Source organism: Nostoc sp. (assembly GCF_036917635.1).
In the GTDB taxonomy this organism is placed as follows: domain Bacteria; phylum Cyanobacteriota; class Cyanobacteriia; order Cyanobacteriales; family Nostocaceae; genus Nostoc.
This window is the reverse complement of sequence record NZ_JBALCW010000019.1, coordinates 99520-122348: the sequence shown is the minus strand read 5'-3', so window position 1 is coordinate 122348 and position 22829 is coordinate 99520. Positions and strand designations below refer to the sequence as shown.

General features: G+C 43.3%; 19 protein-coding genes and 24 tRNA genes. 33 read left to right on the top strand and 10 right to left on the bottom strand.

Translation table 11 applies throughout. From position 1 onward, the window contains the following. Window positions 1-117: 117 nt before the first annotated feature. Window positions 118-1998: a cation:proton antiporter gene (locus V7K32_RS05360; protein ID WP_334990975.1), complete on the bottom strand. Its 1881-nt coding sequence runs from the start codon at window positions 1996-1998 to the stop codon at window positions 118-120. Window positions 1999-2322: 324 nt separating this feature from the next. On the opposite strand from V7K32_RS05360, the gene V7K32_RS05355 reads away from it, so the two are divergent. Further along, window positions 2323-2395 (top strand) — tRNA-Glu (locus V7K32_RS05355). Window positions 2396-2498: 103 nt separating this feature from the next. Here V7K32_RS05355 and V7K32_RS05350 read toward each other — a convergent pair. The 3 genes from V7K32_RS05350 to V7K32_RS05340 form a co-directional block, all read right to left on the bottom strand. Then, on the bottom strand, window positions 2499-3092 hold the full coding sequence (locus tag V7K32_RS05350; RefSeq protein ID WP_334990973.1) for an SRPBCC family protein: 594 nt from the start codon (window positions 3090-3092) through the stop codon (window positions 2499-2501). An 8-nt stretch (window positions 3093-3100) separates the two neighbouring features. After that, window positions 3101-5119, bottom strand: a complete 2019-nt coding sequence (locus tag V7K32_RS05345) for a GAF domain-containing sensor histidine kinase (RefSeq protein WP_334990971.1) — start codon at window positions 5117-5119, stop codon at window positions 3101-3103. Window positions 5120-5586: 467 nt separating this feature from the next. Further along, the gene (locus V7K32_RS05340; RefSeq protein ID WP_334990969.1) at window positions 5587-5922 is read right to left on the bottom strand and encodes a hypothetical protein; all 336 of its coding nucleotides are present in this window, start codon (window positions 5920-5922) and stop codon (window positions 5587-5589) included. Between the two features lie 71 nt (window positions 5923-5993). Here V7K32_RS05340 and V7K32_RS05335 point away from each other — a divergent pair, with 71 nt between their 5' ends. From V7K32_RS05335 to V7K32_RS05325, 3 genes are all read left to right on the top strand, one after another. Beyond that, on the top strand, window positions 5994-6245 hold the full coding sequence (locus V7K32_RS05335; protein ID WP_334990967.1) for a hypothetical protein: 252 nt from the start codon (window positions 5994-5996) through the stop codon (window positions 6243-6245). A gap of 114 nt (window positions 6246-6359) precedes the next feature. Continuing rightward, complete coding sequence (locus V7K32_RS05330) at window positions 6360-6866, top strand: HNH endonuclease (RefSeq protein WP_334991191.1); 507 nt, start codon at window positions 6360-6362, stop codon at window positions 6864-6866. Between the two features lie 16 nt (window positions 6867-6882). Continuing rightward, window positions 6883-7272: an alr0857 family protein gene (locus V7K32_RS05325; RefSeq protein WP_334990965.1), complete on the top strand. Its 390-nt coding sequence runs from the start codon at window positions 6883-6885 to the stop codon at window positions 7270-7272. A gap of 61 nt (window positions 7273-7333) precedes the next feature. Here V7K32_RS05325 and V7K32_RS05320 read toward each other — a convergent pair whose 3' ends face one another. Continuing rightward, on the bottom strand, window positions 7334-8167 hold the full coding sequence (locus V7K32_RS05320) for a polysaccharide deacetylase family protein (RefSeq protein WP_334990964.1): 834 nt from the start codon (window positions 8165-8167) through the stop codon (window positions 7334-7336). A 205-nt stretch (window positions 8168-8372) separates the two neighbouring features. Here V7K32_RS05320 and V7K32_RS05315 point away from each other — a divergent pair, with 205 nt between their 5' ends. From V7K32_RS05315 to V7K32_RS05205, 23 genes are all read left to right on the top strand, one after another. Further along, complete coding sequence (locus V7K32_RS05315) at window positions 8373-8567, top strand: hypothetical protein (RefSeq protein ID WP_334990962.1); 195 nt, start codon at window positions 8373-8375, stop codon at window positions 8565-8567. A gap of 117 nt (window positions 8568-8684) precedes the next feature. Next, window positions 8685-8758 (top strand) — tRNA-Asp (locus V7K32_RS05310). Window positions 8759-8762: 4 nt separating this feature from the next. Continuing rightward, a tRNA-OTHER gene (locus tag V7K32_RS05305) sits at window positions 8763-8885 on the top strand. Between the two features lie 3 nt (window positions 8886-8888). After that, window positions 8889-8961: transfer RNA gene (locus V7K32_RS05300), tRNA-Cys, on the top strand. Between the two features lie 10 nt (window positions 8962-8971). Further along, a tRNA-Ile gene (locus V7K32_RS05295) sits at window positions 8972-9046 on the top strand. A 125-nt stretch (window positions 9047-9171) separates the two neighbouring features. After that, window positions 9172-9244: transfer RNA gene (locus tag V7K32_RS05290), tRNA-Glu, on the top strand. A 471-nt stretch (window positions 9245-9715) separates the two neighbouring features. Next, window positions 9716-9805: transfer RNA gene (locus tag V7K32_RS05285), tRNA-Ser, on the top strand. A gap of 4 nt (window positions 9806-9809) precedes the next feature. Next, a tRNA-Arg gene (locus tag V7K32_RS05280) sits at window positions 9810-9884 on the top strand. A 22-nt stretch (window positions 9885-9906) separates the two neighbouring features. Continuing rightward, window positions 9907-9980: transfer RNA gene (locus V7K32_RS05275), tRNA-Phe, on the top strand. A 6-nt stretch (window positions 9981-9986) separates the two neighbouring features. Then, a tRNA-Asn gene (locus V7K32_RS05270) sits at window positions 9987-10058 on the top strand. A 151-nt stretch (window positions 10059-10209) separates the two neighbouring features. Continuing rightward, window positions 10210-10282 (top strand) — tRNA-Gln (locus V7K32_RS05265). A 3-nt stretch (window positions 10283-10285) separates the two neighbouring features. Beyond that, window positions 10286-10361: transfer RNA gene (locus V7K32_RS05260), tRNA-Gln, on the top strand. Between the two features lie 6 nt (window positions 10362-10367). Further along, window positions 10368-10443, top strand: a tRNA-Leu gene (locus V7K32_RS05255). A 6-nt stretch (window positions 10444-10449) separates the two neighbouring features. After that, window positions 10450-10527 (top strand) — tRNA-Leu (locus V7K32_RS05250). Window positions 10528-10562: 35 nt separating this feature from the next. Further along, window positions 10563-10635: transfer RNA gene (locus V7K32_RS05245), tRNA-Pro, on the top strand. Window positions 10636-10639: 4 nt separating this feature from the next. Beyond that, a tRNA-Leu gene (locus V7K32_RS05240) sits at window positions 10640-10712 on the top strand. A gap of 10 nt (window positions 10713-10722) precedes the next feature. Next, a tRNA-Met gene (locus V7K32_RS05235) sits at window positions 10723-10799 on the top strand. Between the two features lie 8 nt (window positions 10800-10807). After that, a tRNA-Thr gene (locus tag V7K32_RS05230) sits at window positions 10808-10880 on the top strand. 8 nt (window positions 10881-10888) lie between these two features. Beyond that, window positions 10889-10954, top strand: a tRNA-Gly gene (locus V7K32_RS05225). Window positions 10955-11073: 119 nt separating this feature from the next. Beyond that, a tRNA-Ala gene (locus V7K32_RS05220) sits at window positions 11074-11147 on the top strand. A gap of 6 nt (window positions 11148-11153) precedes the next feature. Beyond that, a tRNA-His gene (locus tag V7K32_RS05215) sits at window positions 11154-11227 on the top strand. Between the two features lie 122 nt (window positions 11228-11349). Continuing rightward, window positions 11350-11432, top strand: a tRNA-Ser gene (locus V7K32_RS05210). Window positions 11433-11691: 259 nt separating this feature from the next. Beyond that, window positions 11692-11762, top strand: a tRNA-Lys gene (locus tag V7K32_RS05205). Window positions 11763-11866: 104 nt separating this feature from the next. Here the strand turns inward: V7K32_RS05205 and nagZ are convergent. Further along, complete coding sequence (gene nagZ / locus V7K32_RS05200) at window positions 11867-12952, bottom strand: beta-N-acetylhexosaminidase (protein ID WP_334990960.1); 1086 nt, start codon at window positions 12950-12952, stop codon at window positions 11867-11869. Between the two features lie 363 nt (window positions 12953-13315). On the opposite strand from nagZ, the gene pds reads away from it, so the two are divergent. The 4 genes from pds to V7K32_RS05180 all read left to right on the top strand — a co-directional run bounded on the left by pds (window position 13316) and on the right by V7K32_RS05180 (window position 17386). Continuing rightward, window positions 13316-14755, top strand: coding sequence for a 15-cis-phytoene desaturase (gene pds / locus V7K32_RS05195; protein WP_334990958.1), 1440 nt, complete (start codon window positions 13316-13318; stop codon window positions 14753-14755). Next, window positions 14739-15671 (top strand): 15-cis-phytoene synthase CrtB, encoded by a 933-nt coding sequence (crtB, locus tag V7K32_RS05190; RefSeq protein ID WP_334990956.1) that lies wholly within the window; start codon window positions 14739-14741, stop codon window positions 15669-15671. Before pds ends, crtB begins: the two co-directional genes overlap by 17 nt. A 113-nt stretch (window positions 15672-15784) precedes the next feature. Then, window positions 15785-15876: transfer RNA gene (locus V7K32_RS05185), tRNA-Ser, on the top strand. A 190-nt stretch (window positions 15877-16066) separates the two neighbouring features. After that, window positions 16067-17386: an ABC transporter substrate-binding protein gene (locus V7K32_RS05180; protein WP_334990954.1), complete on the top strand. Its 1320-nt coding sequence runs from the start codon at window positions 16067-16069 to the stop codon at window positions 17384-17386. A 70-nt stretch (window positions 17387-17456) separates the two neighbouring features. Here the strand turns inward: V7K32_RS05180 and V7K32_RS05175 are convergent, their stop codons facing one another. Then, window positions 17457-18320, bottom strand: a complete 864-nt coding sequence (locus V7K32_RS05175; RefSeq protein ID WP_334990952.1) for a hypothetical protein — start codon at window positions 18318-18320, stop codon at window positions 17457-17459. A gap of 866 nt (window positions 18321-19186) precedes the next feature. On the opposite strand from V7K32_RS05175, the gene V7K32_RS05170 reads away from it, so the two are divergent. Together V7K32_RS05170 and V7K32_RS05165 are read left to right on the top strand one after the other, a co-directional pair. Next, on the top strand, window positions 19187-19504 hold the full coding sequence (locus tag V7K32_RS05170; protein ID WP_334990950.1) for a hypothetical protein: 318 nt from the start codon (window positions 19187-19189) through the stop codon (window positions 19502-19504). A 250-nt stretch (window positions 19505-19754) separates the two neighbouring features. Next, window positions 19755-21482: a succinate dehydrogenase/fumarate reductase flavoprotein subunit gene (locus V7K32_RS05165; protein ID WP_334990948.1), complete on the top strand. Its 1728-nt coding sequence runs from the start codon at window positions 19755-19757 to the stop codon at window positions 21480-21482. A gap of 82 nt (window positions 21483-21564) precedes the next feature. On the opposite strand, the gene V7K32_RS05160 is transcribed toward V7K32_RS05165, so the two are convergent. The 3 genes from V7K32_RS05160 to V7K32_RS05150 form a co-directional block, all read right to left on the bottom strand. Further along, window positions 21565-21765, bottom strand: a complete 201-nt coding sequence (locus V7K32_RS05160) for a DUF6887 family protein (protein WP_334945600.1) — start codon at window positions 21763-21765, stop codon at window positions 21565-21567. Between the two features lie 15 nt (window positions 21766-21780). Further along, window positions 21781-21972 (bottom strand): DUF6888 family protein, encoded by a 192-nt coding sequence (locus tag V7K32_RS05155; RefSeq protein WP_334990944.1) that lies wholly within the window; start codon window positions 21970-21972, stop codon window positions 21781-21783. Window positions 21973-22058: 86 nt separating this feature from the next. Beyond that, complete coding sequence (locus V7K32_RS05150; RefSeq protein WP_334990942.1) at window positions 22059-22604, bottom strand: T4SS efffector SepA family protein; 546 nt, start codon at window positions 22602-22604, stop codon at window positions 22059-22061. Window positions 22605-22829: the final 225 nt, after the last annotated feature.

Below are 22829 nucleotides of genomic sequence, written 5' to 3'. Positions count from 1 at the left end.
ATAAAGAGTCAAGAGTTAAGAATTCTTCCCCTGCCCCCCTGCCTCCCCTGCCCCCCCTGCCTCCCCTGCCCCTCTGCCTCATCCCCCAGGAGCCTCACTAGCGGAAAATTCAGACAATTAGACCAGAGATAGGTCTTCAACCTCTGGTAACTTTTCTAGAGAGAGGGGGGTGGATTGAGTAGCACCAGATAAGCGTTTTAAAAGGCTAGGTCTGGGGTCATGTAAAAGGTAAATAATGCGATCGCCAACTTCCCAATCTTGGTTAGCTGACATTACCTGTAAGCTTTGTTCTCGTTCTACCAATAGCGGTATCAAAACCCCAATCCGAATCTTTTCTTGAATGCGATCGCATTGAGTAGAAAACTCCAACTCATCTAGGGTAGTTGTCCCTAACTTGACGCGCCCATCATTCAAATATTCATTCCAAGTTTTAATCGCTAAGTCTGGAATAAAGGCTTGATTAACTTTATTACTAACCGAAATATTCGCTTGCGGATCGCGGGGGAAAACAGCTAAGACGCGCGGCGGTTTAAATTCCTCCGCTGCTCGTTGAGCCAAAACAAAATTCACCTCGCCATTACTAGTCATAGCCAAAAAAGTACCCATAGAGCCAAGTCCTGCCTCTTCCAAAACAGCAGCATCAAGCCCACTGCTGGCAATCACCCGCAGATTTTGCGCCTCGGCTTGCACAAGACAGTCAGGGTCAGTATCAATCATGACCACGTTTTCTCCCCGTTCTTGAAAGAACCGGGCAATCAAAAGACTTAACGGATTACAACCCACAATCACTGCCCCAGTTACGTCTTTAGAAGTGATTTGCAACCATTTAGCAACCCAGCCAGCTGTTAGCCCTTGGCAGACAACAGTCATAATAATTGTCAAGAAAACTAAAGCTTTGATGGAATCACCGCCGTTAATGCCGCGCTGTGTCAGCGAAATCGCAAAAAAAGAAGCGACGGAGGCAGCAACAATTCCTCTAGGAGCAACCCAGCTTAAAAATACTTTTTGTCGCCAGTTTAGATCGCTATTCCAAGTACACAAGAGGATATTAATTGGGCGAACGACAAACATTAATACCAAAACAGTGAATAAACTACCCCAACCCAAAGCAAACACACTGGCAATGGATAGGTCAGCAGCTAATAAGATGAATAGCACCGAGACGCTGAGAATTGTCAGCTGACCCTTAAAACTCCTTAACAGACGTTCTTCTGGGACTGAAGAGTTAGCAAATACTGCCCCTGCAACTACTGTTGTCATTACTCCCGATTCACTACGGATAATTTGCGATAAGGTAAATAGGCTCCAAAGTATCGCCAACACCACTAAGTTTTTTAGCTCAAATGAGAGAAAACTGGCGCGTTTAAAAATCAAACTCATCAGATAACCGCCAGCACCACCAATTGCCGCACCAACACCCAGGCGCATCAGTAAACCAACGATCGCATTAATTGGGTCGGCATCGCCATTTAAAATCGTATCGAGGACGACGAAGGCGAGAATAGCCCCTAGAGGGTCAATTAAAACCCCTTCTCCTTCCAAGAGTGTTGCTACTTGCCGATCTACATTGATTTGTTTGAGCAAAGGGCCAACGACGGTTGGGCCTGTAACCACGACTATGGAAGCATAGAGAAAAGCTATCTTCCAAGGGAATTCACCCAGCCAGTGAGCAGCCATGCTCCCACCAAGCAATGTGATCAGCGTTCCTAGAGTCACGAGCAATTGTAAGCTGACTGAAACTCTACCTAACTCTCGCAGATCCAAGTTAAGTCCGCCTTCAAACAAAATGATTGCTGTTGCTAGGGCGACAATAACTTCCAATCCACTGCCTAGCAAATGGGGATGCAACAGCCCAATGCCATCGGAGCCAAAGAGGATGCCCAACAGCAATAACAAAACGATACTGGGTATCCGAAAGTATGCAGCTAGCACTTGGGCGCTAATGCCAGCAAGGACGGCGATCGCCATCTGTAGGGTAATTTCAAAAGATGCTTCCATGTTGTAGATTTTGAGCGATTTATTTCAAAATCTTTTGTAAAAAACCGTAGAAATTAACTTTACTCGGTACAACATCATACCCTTTGTCCATTGCTGAAATTAGCTTTTCTATCTGCACATCCCTTTAAATCCCCAGCGCCGGACGCTGATGAATCCTGCGGCAAGCCCCAGAAGCATCTAGGAAATTGTTTTGGTGTCTCCATGTGTTTGATATCCTCATCAAGCTTTTGCCTCCACCTAGTTTAGCCGCCACAAACTTTTTTTGGCAAAAGCTGTTGACAAAGACCAGGAAATTGGTTACCTTATAAAAGGTTTGAGTCTGATGCCCCCATCGTCTAGAGGCCTAGGACACCTCCCTTTCACGGAGGTAACGGGGATTCGAATTCCCCTGGGGGTACTTAAAAACAATAAAAAAGCAAAAGTCTTTTTTGCTATAAATCTACTAAATTAAACTATCATTCAGGCTTCTTGCGGAATGATAGTTTAACTATACATAAGGTTCAATGCTTGGCTAACTCTTCTACACGTTGGTGAATAGCCAGGAGATTTAACCGCAAATCTTTACTAAGGCGGTTTTCAATAATTCCCACTGGCATAGTGAGTTTAGGCCAAACTTGAATTGTGTAGCAAAGATTTGTTCCTACATACTCACCAAGGGAATAAGGCTCTAAGCACCAACTACCAGAAAAGCCTTTAAAATCTCCCTCAACCATGCGGAAGTTAATTTCTTTGGGAAAGTATTCTTCCAAATCCAGAACTACCCGCGCACTAAAGTTTAAATTCAGTAAGCGCTGGGAGCCTACTTGCTCCAGTCTAATTCCACCATTAGGATGCTCGATTAGACGACTCTTGGCGAGGTTGGGGAGAAAGTCAGGCAAGGCTTCATAATCTGTCAGAACCTTCCAAATTTGTTCCACTGGTTGGGGGATTTGGACTTTGGCGGTGATTTGTCGCACTCGCTCTGCTATTTTCTCAATTTGAATTTCTACCTTAGCTGCCACGACTGCATCAGCAGTCAAATCCCCTTCGAGGTAGATGTCATCACTAGGAGACTGGAGATCAAGGCTCTCTGTTGCGTTCTGTTGTTTAGTCACTTTCAGAATTATGGTTTGCTTTCGTCAGAAAATTGGGGCAGAGTCAGGGTGAAGCAAATTTCGCTCTGTTCAGAATCCGAAATTGGCAGACTTTCAACTGCGATCGCTCCATTCAGATGCTGCACTAAAGACTTGACTAAAGCAAGTCCTAAGCCAGTCCCCGGAGTCCAGCGTCCTTTTCCGCGACGGAATTTGTCAAAGATGTAGGTCGCTTCTTCTTGAGAGATGGCATGTCCTGTATTCGTCACCTTCATGATAACTTGATCTATTTGTTGAGCAACTTTGTGAGAGGCTTCAAAATGAACTATTGTATCATGCTTTGAATATTTACAGGCATTTGTTAACAATTCTTGCAGGATGCGGTCAAAACTCTCCAGTTCAGTTTGCAGTTTTAGCGATTCATCGGGTAAATCTACAGAAATCTTTAATCCTTTCTCTGCAAGTTTTTTCTCGAAAGATGCTGCTATATTCTGGATTTTAGTATTTAAATCTATAGATTCTAATTGCGGGGCTTCGTGAGGCGACTCTAGTTTCTGGAGTGTCAACAAGTCATTAATCAAGTTGATTTCTTTTGTACATTCCTGCTCTAGGATATCCATGTATCGAACCTGACGCTCTGGCGCGATTCCTGGCAAACGTAAGTTCCGAATTGACATCAGCATGTTTGTCAAAGGATAGCGCAAGCGATCGCTCATGTTACTCATAAATTCATCTTTGAGTTCATTGAGTTTCCGCAGTTGCTCAACATATTGCCGGGTTCTTTCATGCAATTTTGCCTGGAGTTCGAGACTACTCTGTAGTTTCGCCGTTCGCTCATCTACCAAAGTTTGCACTTGGCGCAATGTCTGTGACTGAATTATGGCGTTACTTACTTGAGCGCAAACCAGTTCCACAAGATTTAATTCTGCTGCTTGCCAACTGCGAGTCACAGCTTGCTGTAGCACCAAGAATCCTAAGATTTTACCTTGACTCTCTAATGGCACTAATAACACCGCAGGCAATTGCTCTATTGCAAATAATGGAGCAGCTGACGATATATCTTTTTGCTCTGTGTAATTATCCAAGATTACTGGTTTAGCAGAATCTATGAAAGTACGCTGGCATAAACCACACTCTGAAAGCAAGAAAGACTTATCTAAGGTATCTGATTTAGTAGTGCAAGAAATTTGTGTTTCCTTAGCCCATTCACCAACCACTCTCGCTTTCGCTTTAGGAATTTGTTTTTTACCTTGAGTTCTAAATAGTGGGTCTGTATATTTTAGTAGTATGAGCAAACCCCGATCTGCCTGTAGAGATTCCGCAGTAGAGGCAATAACTAACTGGAGCATTTGATTAAGCTCCAAGTTGCTACGACTCAGTAAGGTTAGTTGCTTGATCAAGCTTTGATACTGCTTGCTCTTTTGCAGAGACTGTTGTTGATGAGCAATTAGCTGGGCTTGTGCTACACGAGAAAAAGCGATCGCGCAAGCCGACTCTACCTCTTTTAGTAGTTGTTTTTCTGATTCACTCCAATCATAAGGCTGGAATTTAATCAGGTTAATCACCCCATTATTATTTCCAGCAAGCCGGGTAGGAATTGCCAAAACTGCTTTTATCGGTAGTGGCAAATTTTGACACCCAATTACCAGACTATTCTGAATGATGGAAATATCTTCGATAGTCAATGGTTCAGCAGCACATTGCAGCACTGGCGAGTGCATAAGCAACTGTTCCATCGAAAACATTTCTTCTGAGTGTGGTAACGCTAGATACTCATCAGCACACCAATTACTAGTAGTTGCTTCCTGGGATGCCTCACTCGTGCCTGAAACCAAGCAGCAACAATCTACTTGAAAGACAACTCCTAGCAATTGAGCAATATCTTTGAGCATCAAGGCCGTAGCGGAGCTATTGGCAATGATTTGGTTAATCTTTTGTACCAACTTGCGGGCAGGTTCTTCCTGATGCTGCATCAGCTTGACTTGATAAGGTTGTAGTCGATCTATGTCATCTACATAATGTGGCGGCAAGGATAAAGGCTTTTTCATTCTTGGCACGCCCTTGGATAGTAACCCCATTCTTTTTGCACCCAACCTCTTGGCATATTCTTCACCGTTAGTTGTGTTGCTCCAGCTTGATAATTGACAAATATTGTATGAATACTTTCTCTCACCTGTTATAGCCCTTTTATATAAGAGATGGCCTAGTTCCCGCTATATTAAGCAAATTGCTACATAGGTAGTGAGATACTTAGGATATTCTAAAATGTCCCAGCGTGATTATTTGTGGCTGCTCTATCTTCTTTCTATTGAAATAATTAACTAACTTTGACTTAGGATACTCTGTCTGTAAGTATACATAAACCGTAATTTCTCTAGAATTTTAACAAAATACCCCAGAATTTTACGTAAAAACACTAGATATATTTTAAAAATTTTGTAAAATAAAGCTAAATTCTGAATGCAGCTCAGTTATTTTTGCTAAATAATTGAGCTGCATTGCCTGAATATTTTGACTATCCAGCCAAACTTTCAACACTCAGAGGAACCATATCGCCATTCCTCGTCAGTCCTAACAACATCGGTTCCTGGGGTTGAATTAATTGACCTGTGAGTACACAGCGTTCTTCTTGTTGAGCTGTAGCCGCGATGCTAGCTCGAATGTCGGTTCGGGAAAATCGAGGCCTCCATTCACCTGATTTTTGCTGGACATAATTCCAAAGGATATCTCGGATTAAAGCTTGATATCCCTGATTACCTGCTATTTCTTTGAGCTTATCTTTCAGTTCCCGCTCTAGGCGGATGCTGGTAACTTCCATATCGGTGGTTGGGGTGCGAGCGATCGTATGCATCACTATTTCTCCTTAAAGGTATAGACAAGATAGTAATACAAGTGTAGTATGTTTAAAGCGATATTCAATAGGTGAAATTTTCTGTGAAATCCATTTACCCCATCTCTACTTCAATTTTTTGCGCTACCAATTGCCGAACCGGTTGGGAATCGGCTGCTATGGAAGTGGAGTATTTATTTATGGGCGATGGTAGCCGAAATTATGGGCAAATCACAGAGGGTAATTATGATTTTAGACATCTGGGCATTAGTGGGCTGAATGCAAAACCAGAACTAGATGAAGAAACGGGGGGGTACAGACAAAGGAATACTGTACCGATATGAGACTAGAAAACTTTCCGGTCAATTCTAACCCCCGCTTCACCAAAAACTTGAAGCGGGGGTTTTTTTATAAGGAGTTAGGCTGTGACGATATCTTCAATGCGCGGCGCGAACGCAATGCAAGTGTTAGAGCAATCTGTGGTGGTGTTTTCTCAAAATTACTTGCCACTGTGTCAAATCAATATCAAACGGGCGATCGTGCTGTTACTAACAGACAAAGCTCAACCGCTAGGTTTTACCACAGAAGGCGGATGGCGAGTTCATTCACCAAACTTGGTAGTTGATGTACCAAAACACATTCGCTTAACAGTCACTTCTAATGAACGAATGTGGAAAGTTCCACCAGTGAATCGAAAGGAAGTGTTGCGGCGAGATCATCACACTTGCCAATATTGCGGTAGCGGTAAGCATCTAACGCTAGATCATGTGATACCGCGATCAAGAGGCGGTTCTCACACTTGGGATAACGTAGTCACAGCTTGTGAGAAATGTAACTCCCGTAAAGGTCATCGCACCCTGTTTGAGGCTGGTATGCAACTGGGTATCAAGCTAAAAGCACCAATCCACCCCGCGATTTCTTTTGCCGAACAGTTTTGGATAGATATGCAAGGAAGCCTGGAATAACAGGAGAGCATAAGGAATGCTGAAATTAACTTACACTGAAAGCAGTTTTTATTTGGAATGTCTCACTCTGTCGCTAGAAGAATGGGTAGCGCAGCGAGTGATTTTAGCCCTGCGAATTGGGCAAAGTTTATGCATTGAACCCAGTACCGCTTCCTTTTTGCTTCCTGTTGATTTGCCAGGAGTAGAAGTGCTGAAGGCTGAGGTAAAAAGGGATGACAGAGAAATTATTGCCCTCTGTGCCTGCGATGCCGAATATATGGAAGTCACCCTGCGGGGTTCTTGGCTATTAGATAGTTCTAAGGATGCTGTAGGTGTATTTTTCACCACTATGAGCGATCGCGCTGAGTTCTTTTTGCACAAACTTTGGCAAGAAGCTCAAGCTTGTGCATCTGTGATGAGTGAATAAACAAATTTGGATTTTGGATTGTTCCAAAATCCAAAATCTCAAATTCCGTGAGGATAATTTCTCACTGCGCCATTTTGAGCAATTCGGGAATTGTCACAAATCGATAGCCTTGCTGTTTGAGTCCACTGATGATTTTTGGCAAGGCTTCTACAGTTCTGTAGCGATCGCCACCACCGTCATGCATCAAAACAATAGAACCTGGTTTGGCACCTTTCAATACATTATTGACAAATGCTTGCGGTTTGGCGTGAGGATCGGTATCGGCTGAAGTTAGCGACCACATAATGACAGCATCTTTTTGGCTTTTAGCATAAGTGGCTAGTCCGTTGTTTAAAAAGCCTCCAGGAGGACGAAACAGAGCAGTTTTCACTCCTGTAGTTTTGTATATCAAATCAGTTGTGCGATCAATTTCACTCTTGGCTGTGGGTTCATCCATTCGTCGATACCAATGATGCCAAGTATGGTTGCCAATGGCGTGTCCCTCAGCTACCTCACGCTTGGCTAGGTCAGGATTTGCTTGCAAAGCTTGTCCTACCCAAAAGAATGTTGCTTTAACATCATTTTGCTTCAGGATATCCAGCATTTCTAGGGTTGTCTTCGGCCAGGGGCCATCATCAATGCTTAGAGCAATAACCTTCTCGTTGTTGCCAGATTGCACCTTATAAACTGTTTTTCCCTGAAATTTAGCTGGGACTGTAAATGTATGGTTTTCTACTTTGGCTGGCGGTAGTTGGGCATTAATTTGGCCTTTTGCTGGATCTTGAACTTGTGCAGGATGGATTTTGCTTATTGGTTGGTTCAACCCCAATTGTGAGGTAATACTACAAGCTGTAATTGTAGAGGCGATCGCTACAAAACTAATTATCTGTTGTCGCTTGAGGTAGTTGTTTGTCACGTCAGGCTTTTAAAGATTCACCTAATCATAAGCTGTAGTTTGACTTTTAAGAGGTGTGAGCAAGTTCAAATCAGTTTAAATCTAAGTGCAGAAGCTTTTTTAGACAATTTAAAAAAAACTTTCTCAAAGCCCTTGACACCTTTTGTAGTATTTTGTAGTATATTTGTAGTGATGGGAAAGACAAAGCTTCTCAAGGGTCAAAATCATGTTTTCTATACAACTCAAACAGAGGTGCTGGAATCAACCAGAGCCTCCAGTGAAAAAAGGCGCTTCTGCTTGTAAACCATTTGAAGTAGAGGCAATTAACCAAAAAAGTTTTAAATTTGCACTCAGCAAAACCACAGAATACATCCGTAATATGCAACGGGTTTATTACCTAGAGTTTCGGTTGTTTTTTTAACACTTTCCCACAGGAAAAAGTAAACTTTCTGAACCTTGAAAATTGAATAAAAAATGGGCAAGTTCAACAAAATTCTGTGCCTAAAAACCTAAAAATTTAGGTACAGATTCCAAAAATCGGGGTGTAGCTCAACTGGCTAGAGCGTTCCGTTGTCTGCGGAAATGTTGCGGGTTCAAGTCCCGTCACCCTGGTTGTAGTCCTGTAGGCGAATAGTTTAAGCCGTCAGTCTACGGCAGTCGCTACAACGGAGGTTCCCTCCGCAACGCGCTTGCCTCCTCAAGCTGAAGATTGCGAGTGCGAATCTCGTTGGGACTCCCAAGTGGTCAGGTAGCCAAGTGGTTGAAGGCGTTGGTCTGCAAAACCGATATCGTGAGTTCAAATCTCACTCTGACCTTTGGTGCGATCGCAGTGTAGCTTAATGGTAAAGCCCCTGGCTCATAACCTGGTATATGCGGGTTCAAGTCCCGCCACTGCCACCAAATGCAGGGATAGTGTAACGGCAACACCTCGTGACTCCAAATCCGATGTTTTAGGTTCAAAACAAGCGTCCCTGTGTCAAACAATTTTAGATTTTAGATTAAAAAATCCAAAATTCTGCAAATTATGCCTTCGTGGACGAATGGTTAAGTCAGTGTTCTTTCAAAACACAGATACGAGTTCAATTCTCGTCGAGGGAATGATTTATGGGTCGGTGGCCGAGTCTGGCTGAAGGCAACAGTCTTTGACACTCCTCGGCATAAATGCGCGAGGATTCTTGGTTCAACGAGTCCACTTAATACAATTTCAGTTGCCTGTTTTGTACCAGAGATGGTTCTCTCATCAAGCTTTTTACTCCATTGCAGAAGCCTGTTTGGATATGCCCTACCCTACAGTTTAAAACCTAGAAAATTTGGTTTCTCTGTACTTGATGCTTAGAGTTTTTATCTGTAAAAGCATTTCTCTACAGAACCCTCTAACTCTAGTTTTCAAGGTGCGTTGCCGTTTGGCGACTGGGTTTTTATCCAGGTTGAATACCCTGTCCTGCTGAGTATGAGTCTACCACAATATAATTAATCAAAACCGCCCAAAAGTGCGGGGCATTAGACCCATTAATTCCGGTAAAACTGTTCTTTTTTGCGCCCAGGTTCAAATCCTGCTCGACCCACTACGGAGAGGTGGCTGAGTGGCTAAAAGCGTCCTCCTGCTAAGAGGAAACGGTTAGTTAATAACCGTCGCAGGTTCAAATCCTGTCCTCTCCGCTTTGAGAGTGTGGTGTAACTGGATAACATCTCAGTCTACGAAACTGAAGATTTGAGGGTTCAAATCCCTCCGCTCTCGTTACATCATTTCTTCTCTTTATCCCCCGGTAGCTCAGTTGGTAGTAGCGCCTGTTTGAAGAACAAGAGGTCGTCGGTTCGATTCCGACCTGGGGGGCTTCGTTGCCTCATAGCTCAATGGTAGAGCAAGCGGCTGTTAACCGCGCGGTTGTAGGTTCGAGTCCTACTGAGGCAGCGTCATAATTCGTAATTACTAATTCGTAATTCGTAATTAAATAAGGGGTTGATACCTGTGTTTTTATAAACGGCTTGTTTTGTATCGGGGTTTAAGTCACCCTTAGAAAACATAATTACGAATTACGAACTACGAATTACGAATTATTTAATGCCGGGTGGACGAATTGGTAAGTCGCATCGCTCTGAACGATGAGGTTGTAGGTTCAAACCCTGCCCTGGCAATAAAGCCCTGTAGTGTAATTGGCAACATAACGCCCTTTGAAGGCGAAGATTCCAGGTTCGACCCCTGGTGGGGCTGCCAAACTTTGCTCTTGTAGCCCAATGGAAGAGGCTGCCGTCTCAAAAACGGTATGTTGTGGGTTCGATTCCCACCAAGAGTACCAAAACTTGCTCCTGTAGCCCAATTGGAAGAGGTGACAGATTTAAAATCTGTTTGGTTGTGGGTTCGACTCCCACCAGGAGTACCAATTCTTAATTCGTCGTAATTAAGAAAGTCAAATATCTGGGTGTAGCACAGTTGGGAGCGCGGGAGTTTTGGGAACTCCAGGTCGCAGGTTCAATCCCTGCCACTCAGATTTTGCCCTTGTAGCCCAACGGAAGAGGCGCTTCGCTTAGAACGAAGAGGTTGCTGGTTCAAATCCAGTCAGGGGCATTGGTGAATATGCGGGGATAGAGCAATGGCGGCTCGTCAGGCTCATAACCTGAACATCAGCAGGTTCAATTCCTGCCCCCGTCACCAAAATTTAGGCTGGTGTAGCTCAATTGGCAGAGCAACTGATTTGTAATCAGTAGGTTGCAGGTTCAATTCCTGTTACCAGCTTGACTAATGCGGGTGTAACGGCAGCATAAGGCGCTTCCACCGTCTTCGTGCGAGTTCAAATCTCGCCGTCTGCTCTGAAAGTTGCGAGTGTGATGTAATCGGTAGCATCTGAGTGCGCCATACTCAGTGCGTGGGTTCAAGTCCTACCACTCCCGCTTGAAAATGTGTTTAATTTTTAATTTTCAATTGTTATGGGGTCATAGCTCAAATGGCTAGAGCGCCTGCCTTGCAAGCAGGAGGTTATGGGTTCAATTCCCATTGATTCCACTGATGGTGTCTGAAGCCAAAGTGGTCGAGGCGCTGGTTTGTGGAACCAGTCATAGCGGGTTCAAGTCCGGTCAGACACCCCTCAATATAATTACTAATTCGTAGTTCGTAATTCGTAATTAAAAATTGGGTTGGAATGCACAATTTGTATAAACGTTTGAAAGTTAATACATAACGCAATTACAAATTATGAATTGTTAATGGAAGATGCTGCTGAATGGACAGCAACCAAGCTTGAACCTTGGAGTACAGGCAACTGTAGGGGTTCGATTCCTCCATCTTCCTCTTTTCCACCTGAAGCCGAAAAGTGAGGCGCTGTGCTGATAACACAGAAATAGGAGGGGCAGTACCTCCCTGGTGGATTTATATCTAGTGGTCTGTCAAACCCATTTTGATTGACGGTTGGAGAGACGCGATAAATCGTCGTCTCTACAGAAAATTTATTCGTCAATTATTTCTTGACAGACTACTGGTGTTGGTGTTGCGAGGCTTGCAATGTAAAAAATATCTATCGCACTGACTCATTTTTTATTCAAATTAACTAGGGTGGTTGGCATACCGGCTGTGCAGCGGGCTTTTAACCCGCAGAAATAGGTTCGACCCCTATACCACCCACTAAGCAATTAAAAATTAAAAGTTAAAAATTAAAAATTAACAAATGCAATCCTAGCAAGTCTTTTGACGATCGGTAATGTGTAATTTGAAGGCACGTTAGCTGATTAATAGGAACTAGCGATCGCCAGTTCAGCATGTTGTAATAGTATATCTTTATCCAAAATTTCTACGGGATATTGCGGGGTTATCGCCAGTAATTTATCAATTCTTTCTCTGGCTGCTTCCACCACTGATTCGTCTAAACTGCCCTTTTTGAGGCAATCAGCAAAATCTTCAGCAATGTGATAAGTTCTTTCAAGTGATGAAGAATTGATATTGCGCGAGACAATAAATAGGTCGCAGCCTGCATGAATTGACTGGGCTACAGTCCCAGCTTTCATAAACATATCTGAAATCGCTTTCATATCCAAGTCGTCAGATACAACTACTCCCTCAAAGCCAAGTTCCTTTCTAAGTATGGTTTTGAGGATAGCCTCAGAAAGGGTTGCTGGCACATCGGCATCTATCCTGGGGAATAAAATATGGGCAGTCATAATTAAAGGAATCTGTACTTCAATTAAAGCTCTGAAAGGTCTAAGTTCTCGATGTTGCAGGTCTTCTAAAGTTAAATTAAGTATTGGTAGCTCAATGTGAGAATCTTTGCTCGTGTCTCCATGTCCAGGGAAGTGTTTGGCGCATCCCAAAATTCCTGATTCTCGAAGTCCAAGGTAGTAGTCACAGGCATATTTTGCGGCGATTTCGGAAGTGTTACCAAAGGCACGAGAGCCAATCACCGGGTTATGAGGATGGGAAAAAATATCGGCTACGGGTGCCCAAGATAAATTGATGCCCAATGATTTTAATTCTATAGCTGTGGCTTTTGCTACTTGATGAGCGTGCGATCGCAGCAACAATGCATGAGGAAATCGCGTCATTGGCGTTGGGGTGCGAATTACACGACCTCCTTCATGATCCAAAGTCATAAACATTGAATCCCGTTCAGTATATTGTCGGATCTGGCTGTTCAAATCTTTGAAACTTTCCAACCAAACTTGATACGGCGTACCATCCAAAAAATTTTTACCGAAAAATATCACCCCAATTGGCTTTAACTCACTGAGTGCGCGTTTATCGTCATCGCTTAATGTAGTGCTGGAAATACCTAAAATCAGGTGATGTCCAAAGCGTCTGATCTCCTGCGTTCCACTCATAATTTTTTACCTAATTGAGTTCTTAAATAGCAGTCTAAAAGCAGTACCCTAGATATTTTCTCAGATTACATACACGGATTCTCAAAGAAATCAACTACTTTCGAGATTATCTATTTTCGGTCAAAGGAATGACTTTTATTTGCCGAAATTTCCGGCATCTAAATTTAGATGAAATGCTCACCCAAACTCTATTGCCAACAATGGTATTGGGAATTTACATGGCTAGGAGTAGAGAGGTAAAATTACCTTACTGAAAAATTTTTTGGGGAAGCGATCGCAGAATAACCGCCAAATGTAACAGATTGCAACGTATAATGAGAATCGACAAAACCATTAAGAAATATTGAAGGGCATTAGGGTTAAATGCGAGTAGCGATCGCGGGTGCTGGTTTAGCAGGACTTTCCTGCGCGAAATATCTCACGGACGCAGGTCATACTCCCATTGTCTTGGAAAGCCGGGACGTACTGGGTGGTCTGGTTGCGGCGTGGAAAGACTCTGACGGCGACTGGTACGAAACCGGGTTACACGCCTTTTTTGGGGCATATCCGAATATGCTGCAATTGCTCAAGGAGTTGGGCATTGAAGACAGACTCCAGTGGAAAGAGCATACACTGATTTTCAATCAACCAGACAAGCCGGGGACACTCTCACGTTTTGATGTTCCAGATATTCCATCTCCTTTCAACGTCATTGCGTCGATTCTTCGTAACAAAGACATGTTGACTTGGGAGCAGAAAATTCGGTTTGCAATTGGCCTACTTCCCGCAGTAGTTCGCGGTCAGAAGTATGTCGAAGACATGGATAAATACAGCTTCTTAGAATGGTTGAAAAGGCAAGGTGTAGACGAGCGGGTAACAAGTGACGTTTTTATTGCCGCATGTAAAGCCCTCACCTTTATCAATCCTGACGAAGTTTCGGCCACGATTCTGTTAACTGCACTGAATCGCTTTCTGCAAGAACGATATGGTTCAAAAATTGCATTTTTGGACGGTTCTCCCACAGAACGTCTATGCAGCCCAATCGTAGATTACATTACAGAACGCGGTGGAGAAGTCCGCTTGAATGCGCCCTTGAAAGAAATTTTGCTCAACGCCGATGGTACAGTGAAGGGCTACTTGATTCGAGGGTTAAATGGGGCAGAGGATGAAGTGTTGACGGCTGATGTGTATGTATCTGCCATATCAGTTGACCCTTTGAAAGTGATGTTGCCTAAATCTTGGAAGCTAATGGAATTTTTTCAAAAGCTAGAAGGTTTAGAAGGAGTACCAGTGATTAACCTGCATCTGTGGTTTGACCGGAAACTTACAGAAATTGATCACTTACTTTTTTCGCGATCGCCCCTCCTAAGCGTTTATGCTGATATGAGCAACACCTGCCGTGAATACGCCAACCCCAATCGCTCAATGCTGGAATTAGTTCTAGCTCCGGCAAAAGATTGGATTGCCAAATCCGATGAGGAGATTGTGGCCGCAACGCTTGCTGAATTGGAAAAACTTTTCCCCGACCACTTTGGGGGAGACAATCCAGCAACATTGCTAAAATCTCATGTGGTGAAAACGCCGCGTTCAGTTTACAAAGCGACCCCTGGTCGTCAACAGTACCGTCCTGCACAAGTTACGCCCATTCCTAACTTCTATCTCGCCGGAAGTTATACCATGCAACGCTACTTAGGCAGTATGGAAGGTGCCGTACTTTCTGGTAAGCTGACAGCGCAGGCCATTTCTGAGGCTCTCCCGGTAGCAAATTCCTCAAACCTGCAAACGCTCACCCGACCGCCCGCAACGAATGCTGCAACTGCCTGATTCCCCCCCGCGCATGAAAACGCTGGTCTCTGTAGACGAGTCATACAAACTTTGCCGACATCTCACAGCAAAGTATGCCAAGACTTTTTACCTGGGTACTTTGCTGATGAGTCCGGTAAAACGTCAATCTATTTGGTCAATTTACGCTTGGTGTCGCCGTACAGATGAATTGGTAGATGGCCCAGCATCTGCTATTACCACGCCAGAAACCCTAGACCTATGGGAACAGCAGCTGGAATCAATCTTTGCGGGATGCCCATTAGAAAATTACGATGTCGCTTTAGCTGATACCCTCCAACGCTTTCCGATGGACATTCAGCCCTTTCGGGATATGATTGCCGGTCAGCGCATGGATTTATATCGCAGTCGTTATGAAACCTTTGAGGATTTATACCTCTACTGTTACCGCGTTGCTGGCACTGTCGGCTTAATGTCAACAGCAGTTATGGGTGTAGATAACACCATATACACCGCTCCGTGGCATCAGAACAAACAACCATATCTTCCTACAGAAGAAGCGATCGCTCTGGGAATTGCCAATCAACTTACCAACATCCTGCGGGATGTGGGAGAAGATGCCAAACGGGGGCGAATCTACATCCCCCTTGAGGACTTGGCAAAATTCAACTACACCGAGCAAGACTTTTTCAAAGGGGTGGTAGATGACCGGTGGCGATCGCTGATGCGTTTTCAAATTGACCGGGCCCGCCAATTCTATAGCACATCCGATCGGGGAATTACTTATTTAGCATCCGATGCCCGTTGGCCTGTGTGGGCAGCATCAATGTTATACGGACAGATTTTGGAGGTGATTGAACGCAACAATTATGATGTGTTCAGTCAACGGGCTTTCGTTCCCCAGTGGAAAAAGTTACGCACTTTGCCCCTAGCTTGGATGCGATCGCAAGTCCTTTAAAAAATTAGTCATTAGTCCTTAATGTTTTGTAAATGACCAATGACTAATGACTAATGACAAAAGACTATTGACTCTTAAGAACAAGTCTGGTAACATTAATATTCGTGAGTCATGGAGAGGTGGCTGAGTGGTCGAAAGCGGCAGATTGCTAATCTGTTGTACGGCAGGCAACTCCGTACCGAGGGTTCGAATCCCTCCCTCTCCGTTTTCCAGCCTTTAATACACAGAGTATATTCTGTGTAAAACAATAATATTAATCTAGTGGTAAATATTTTTACTCCTAAAGATGGATGATATGATTTATCCTTTGGAGTCCTGATAAGATCCAGCTAACTTAGAAATGTAGTTTGCATCTTACTTTTAGGCTCCTAAATATCTGAGGAGTAAAATTACTTATGAGAAAAATTAGCGCCGCCTTAACCTTCAGTATAGCTACCCTAGCAATTGGGTTCCTAGTTGGGGCTTGTGGTGATAATAGTACCCCCAATGGCACAGCTAATAACGGAAGTACCGCTACCCCAGCAGCAAACTCAACTACTACAAGCACTGCTCAAGGGCTAAAAATTGGTTCCTTGCTACCAACAACAGGTGACTTGGCTTCTGTCGGACAGCAGATGCTAGGTTCAGTCCCTTTACTCGTTGATACCGTCAACGCTTGCGGTGGGGTGAATGGCGAACCAGTTACCTTGGTGCAAGTAGACGATCAAACCGACCCCAGAGCGGGTGCAGCCGGGATGACCAAACTAGCAACTTTAGATAAAGTAGCAGGTGTAGTTGGTTCCTTTGCCAGTAGCGTTTCTAGTGCAGCAGTCTCCATTGCCACGCCGAATAAAGTTATGCTGGTTTCCCCTGGTAGTACTAGTCCTGTCTTTACTGAAAAAGCTCAAAAAGGCGATTATAAAGGCTTTTGGGCGCGTACTGCTCCCCCCGATACCTACCAAGCACTAGCTTTAGCCCAACTTGCTAGAAAAAAAGGTTTCAAGCGAGTTTCTACAGTTGTGATTAATAACGACTATGGCGTTGGCTTGGAAAAAGCATTTGTGCAAACTTTTGAAAAATTGGGTGGAACCATCGTTAATAAAGATAAACCTGTCCGCTACGACCCGAAAGCCCAAACATTTGATACAGAAGCGGCTGCTGCTTTTGCTGGTAAACCAGATGCAGTCCTAGCAGTACTGTATGCGGAAACTGGGAGTCTGTTCCTGAAAGCCGCCTATCAGCAAGGTGTGACAAAGGGAGTGCAAATCTTACTTACAGATGGGGTAAAATCACCTACTTTTCCTGAACAAGTTGGCAAAGATGGTGATAAATTTATTTTAACTGGAGCGATCGGTACAGTACCCGGTTCCAATGGTAAAGCACTAGAAGCTTTTAACAAGCTATGGAAGGATAAAAAAGGTGGTGCGCCAGGGGAATACGCTCCTCAAGCTTGGGATGCGGCTGCCTTATTGACGTTGGCGGCACAAGCTGCTAAACAAAATACAGGTGTTGGTATAGCTAGCAAAATCCGTGAAGTGGCTGATGGGCCTGGCACGGAAGTTACCGATGTCTGCGAGGGATTGAAGTTACTTAAAGATGGTAAAAAGATTAACTATCAAGGAGCCAGTGGCAACGTAGATGTTGATGCTAACGGTGATGTCGTCGGTGTTTACGATGTTTGGACAGTAGGAGACGATGGCAAAATCAAGGTAATTGATAAAGTTACGCCTAAGTAAAAAGTTAGGAGTTAGGAGTTAGGAGTTAAATACTATAACTCATAACTTCTAACTCCCTAACTCTTAACTTTTAAAGGCCAGTAAAGTTGTAACCAACTCCTAACAAGAAACCTACATCAGTTTGATCGAAAAATCCGGCATTCACAGCAGCCGTTGCTGTAAATTGAGGAGTTAGAGGCACATCAATGCCACCAGTTACCAAAAAGGCTAATTGCGAATCATTACCAGTTTTGTAAGCTGCACCCACTCCAACGTAAGGTGCGATCGCTAACGGTTCGCTAAAAGCATCTGCTGGCTTAAAGGTAAAATCATAGGTGAGCGGAACTAGAACTGTGGTGTTGTTCCCAAATACGGCTGAGGGTCGCACCGATATAGAATTTGTCAGTCCGATTTTGCTGACTACCGCGAAGTTACCATCGCCCAAAGACGTGTTACCACCACTCAAACCAATGTTAGCTGCAACGCCAATATAGCTGCTGCCGCCACGAGTAGTTCTACCTAAATCAATATCCGATTGCGCTACTTTGGGAGCAGATGGTTGAGAAGTCGTTTGAGAAGTCGTTTGAGAAGTCGTTTGAGAAGTCGGTTGCACAAACTCAGAGGTAAGCGTTGCTGATGAGGTTGTCACTGTGCCTGGAATGGGTGTAGGCACACTGGCGTTTTCCTGTATCGTAGCGTTTGGGGGCTGCTGTACCTTAGCTAAATTTGTTGCTGTAAATTTTTCAGTTGTTTCTGTAGAGAGATTTTGACTTACAGTGTTTAGTTGTGTACTAAACTCGTTGGGAGACGCTACGGTTGCGGAAGGGTCGGTTAATTTTTGACTGCTCACCTTGTCAACTGTTTGGGCGCTTGCAGATAAGCCGCTACTCAGAACTGTAAGAGCAGCTATACTTGGCAACCAAAAAACACCTTTACGAAAAAAAATAGTATTCACGTTCACTCCTAAAACAATATTGCCACGAAAAACAAAGGGTTTTGTTGATTAAAGTCAACAAATTCCGGCAATACTCAAAATTTAACACCAAAAAATTGGTTTTTCCATTCTGAATTTGCTGGATTTATCTAGTTAATATTTCCTATCAAAAAATTAAATACCATATCCTAAATATCTGGAATTTGGCAGATGACAAAAATTATTTTGGCTTTAGGCAAAGAGTCTATTTATTAAGGAGGTCATTAGGATTGCGAAAACTTTTAACAAAAAATTTAGCCGATATCAACACCTAGCTCCTTAGTTTTTCTGCTAACTGTTAAGCACATTGGCTTCAATCTGGTACGATACATTATTGGGATGGTGCGTTAAGCTACGGCATAACACAACGCCACTTACTAAAGAGCGGGTTCTCCAAAAAAGTACAACGCCAGAAACTCCCGCAACCCAGTACATACGTGTCAAGTTAACGAAAAAGTCCTATAGCGCAAACAACTTCAGTTCCTTGCTAATAGTAAAAGTTATCTCTTGATGACTAAGATATACCCAAAAATCTAAATTCTACTTCAGTAGACTTTAGCTAAAAGCCAAAGAACTTTAGTTTCAGGTGGGTGAGGAAGCTAACAGTTAAATTATTTCATAGTACAAGAGAAGGAGAGAATTACAGGTAGCTACAATTACAAAAGAAGGGCTTCCCGTAGCGTATCGTTAGTGTATTTTTGTCATGCTGTACTATAAATTGCGCTTTGTAACAAAAAAAGCTGATTGTGAACTTATATTACGAAGCTTGCAAAAATATTTAGAAATTCTCTACAAGGCAAACATAGTTCTAACGTAGAACCTATTAGGAGAGACTTGAGGCAAATGTGATGAGCGGAAATAATATTCAAAAGTATCGGTTTGTCTGTACCCTGACTTTCGGTGACATCTACGGTCAAATAATTGTTTGGTTGATTACAATTACCCTAAGTTTGGCATCAGCCTTGGCGCTTATGGGTGCCAAGCGTCCTGTGTACGCTTTAGCAACAGCTGGTCTTGTCGTTTTGCTATCGCTACCTTTCTTGTTGTTTGCGTTTGTGACTACCTTGTTAAATCATATTGAACTCACTCCTGTAGGGCCTGAAACCAAAATGGAACCCATGCCAGGTAATGTGTCTCAGCAACAACCTGTACAAGCTACTAGCTGAAGAGTTTGGAGTTTGGAGTTTGGAGTTTGGAGTTTGGAGTTTGGAGTTTGGAGTTTGGAGTTTGGAGTTTGGAGTTTGAAGTTATAATGAAGACCTAACTCTTCTTTTTTAACTTTTCACTCCTAATTTCAAAATTGGTAATAAAATCCCTGTCTATAGGCAGGGATTTTTTTGTAGAGATGCGATCGCACTACCTGATTAATCACCTCTCTACAATAGAACAGCAGTGGTTTGCAATCAGGGGCTAATTATGCTAGAACACGATGTGATTATTGTCGGGGGTGGATTGGCGGGATGTCGGGCTGCTGTAGAAATTGCCCGCACTGACCCTAGTTTAAATATTGCTGTGGTTGCTAAAACCCATCCAATTCGATCGCACTCAGTAGCGGCTCAAGGTGGTATGGCTGCATCGCTGAAAAATGTTGATTCAGAAGATAGTTGGGAAGCACATGCTTTTGATACTGTCAAGGGTTCTGATTATTTGGCAGACCAAGATGCTGTGGCAATTCTCGCCCAAGAAGCGCCAGATGTGGTAATTGACTTGGAACATCTAGGGGTTTTGTTCTCTCGCTTACCCGATGGGCGCATTGCTCAACGGGCTTTTGGCGGACATTCTCACAACCGCACTTGCTACGCTGCTGACAAAACCGGTCACGCGATTTTGCACGAATTGGTTAATAACTTGCGGCGTTATGGGGTGCAAGTTTATGAAGAATGGTATGTGATGCGTCTGATTTTGGAAGAAAATGAGGCCAAGGGTGTGGTAATGTTTCATCTTTTGGATGGACGTATAGAAGTGCTACGGGCTAAGGCGGTGATGTTTGCCACAGGGGGCTATGGTCGCGTTTATAATACCACCTCTAATGATTACGCTTCTTCGGGTGATGGTTTAGCAATGACTGCGATCGCAGGTTTACCCCTAGAAGATATGGAATTTGTCCAATTTCATCCCACTGGCTTATATCCGGTAGGGGTGCTGATTTCAGAAGCAGTACGGGGTGAAGGGGCGTATCTGATAAATAGTGAAGGCGATCGCTTTATGGCGAACTATGCACCCAGTCGTATGGAATTGGCTCCTCGTGATATTACCTCACGAGCGATCGCTTACGAAATTCGCGCCGGTCGTGGTGTTCATCTCGATGGAAGTGCTGGCGGCCCCTTTGTCTATCTGGATCTACGCCATCTGGGCAAAGAAAAAATTATGAGTCGCGTCCCCTTCTGTTGGGAAGAAGCCCACCGTTTGGTAGGTGTTGATGCGGTAACTCAACCTATGCCAGTCCGTCCGACAATTCACTATTGTATGGGTGGTATCCCAGTTAACATTGATGGGCAAGTCCGCAGTAGTGGTGATGGTTTAGTTGATGCTTTCTTTGCGGCGGGTGAAACATCTTGTGTTTCCGTACATGGTGCTAATCGCTTAGGGAGTAATTCTCTGCTGGAATGTGTCGTTTATGGCAAGAGAACTGGGGCTGCGATCGCGCAATTTGTCCAAAAACGTAAGTTGCCCTCTGTAGATGAGCAACGCTATGTAACACAAGCCCAGCAAGAAATTCAAGCTTTGCTAGAACAACCAGGACAGTATCGGATTAACCAAGTCCGTCAAGCTTTCCAGGATTGTATGACTGATTACTGCGGTGTTTTCCGCACTGAGGCATTAATGAGTCAAGGGTTACACAAATTAGAAGAAATACAACAGCAATATCCGCAAATTTATTTAGATGACAAAGGTAGTTGCTGGAATACGGAACTCGTAGAAGCCTTGGAATTGCGAAGTTTGATGGTAGTAGGGCAGACTATTTTGGCATCAGCCCTGAATCGTCAAGAAAGTCGTGGCGCACACTTCCGCGAAGATTATTCCCAGCGAGATGATGCTAACTTCCTCAAACACACAATGGCTTACTATTCACCAGCAGGAATTGATATTCAATATCGACCGGTGGCAATTACCATGTTTGAGCCAAAAGAGCGGAAGTATTAGTTAAAGGTAAATTTATATGGAAAATCGAGGGGACTACAAAAATTTTGTCCACCTCGATTAAGAATATGAAATGATTAAGTTATCAATTAGAACTTAATTGTTTCTGAATCACAGCTATTATCTTTTCTTCCCAAGCCGGATCATTTAATTTTATTGCAGGATCACGATGACGAGATTTTCGTCTATCCATGTAAGCATAAAAGGCTTCCTTATCATCCTTGTGGGTGAGAAAGTAACTCTTTAGCTCTTGGTCGCTCATTGCTGCATAGTTTACCTTATTCATAGTTCTATAATACATTCATGGTTCTATACTACCATCTGGCGTAATTTCTAGCTCTATTCCTTCATTTTGCCCAGCTAATATAAATATATTGAGCGATCGTTCATCTAATCGCACGATGTGAATTGGCTGAAACATCACATTTGTAAGTTGATGGCAAAGTATATATAAGGATTGTAGCTGTTCTACTCTTGGTTGTAGCTCGTCCATGAATTTTCTCTTTATAAATACATCTGTAACATATTTAATAATATAAACCCATCCAGCGATGCTCTCATAGTTGTGATTCTCACATCCTATTTAGCGTTCCAAATGAACTTCCCCTTCTCGCCGGGATATGCTGCTCCCTCTTTGTCACGCCACTCGAAGTATATTTCGATTGGCATTTTCAAATTCTTCATTAAGTGCAAAGTGTTACGCCAAGCAAGATTTGAATCTACACCTTGTATTGAAATGTTTACCTCTGGCAAGTAGTGAAAACCAGTGTTAATCTTTTCACCCTTAACAACGTGAGCAAGGGTTAGTTTGATGAGATCCTCTACAGAAAGTCCTTGCCGAATCGCAAGTTCGTGCGCTGCATCAACGATTTTGTTCCAGTTCGGTTGATGAATTTCCTGACCATCAATGACGGCTCGCAGCACTCTGGTATGGTGCAAATTGATTAGAGTATCAGGTTCAAGAACTTTATAATTTTCGGTTTCCGAAACTTGCTGAAGTTGGTAACGTGCTTCATATTCATTCAACAACTTCTCAATAACAGTGATAGGTGTATCCTCGAAAGGGACAGCCAGGGCTTGGAGCCTTTTGTAAATGGGATCAGGTATTCTGATAACCGGCATCATATATCCTTATGTATTTACTCTTTTTATATTTAGATGTAACATAAATATATTTAAAATGCCAGTTACTTTCTAATCTGTATCAGTCCATCTAGGTTTTCCGCTACGACCAGAAGTTGAAAACGCTTTATATTCAAGCTGCTTTGAAGGATGAGATTGCAGTCATAATTGATCAACATGGGAAATCGAACTGAGTGAAAAGCGATCGCCTATATTTTAAATTGAGGC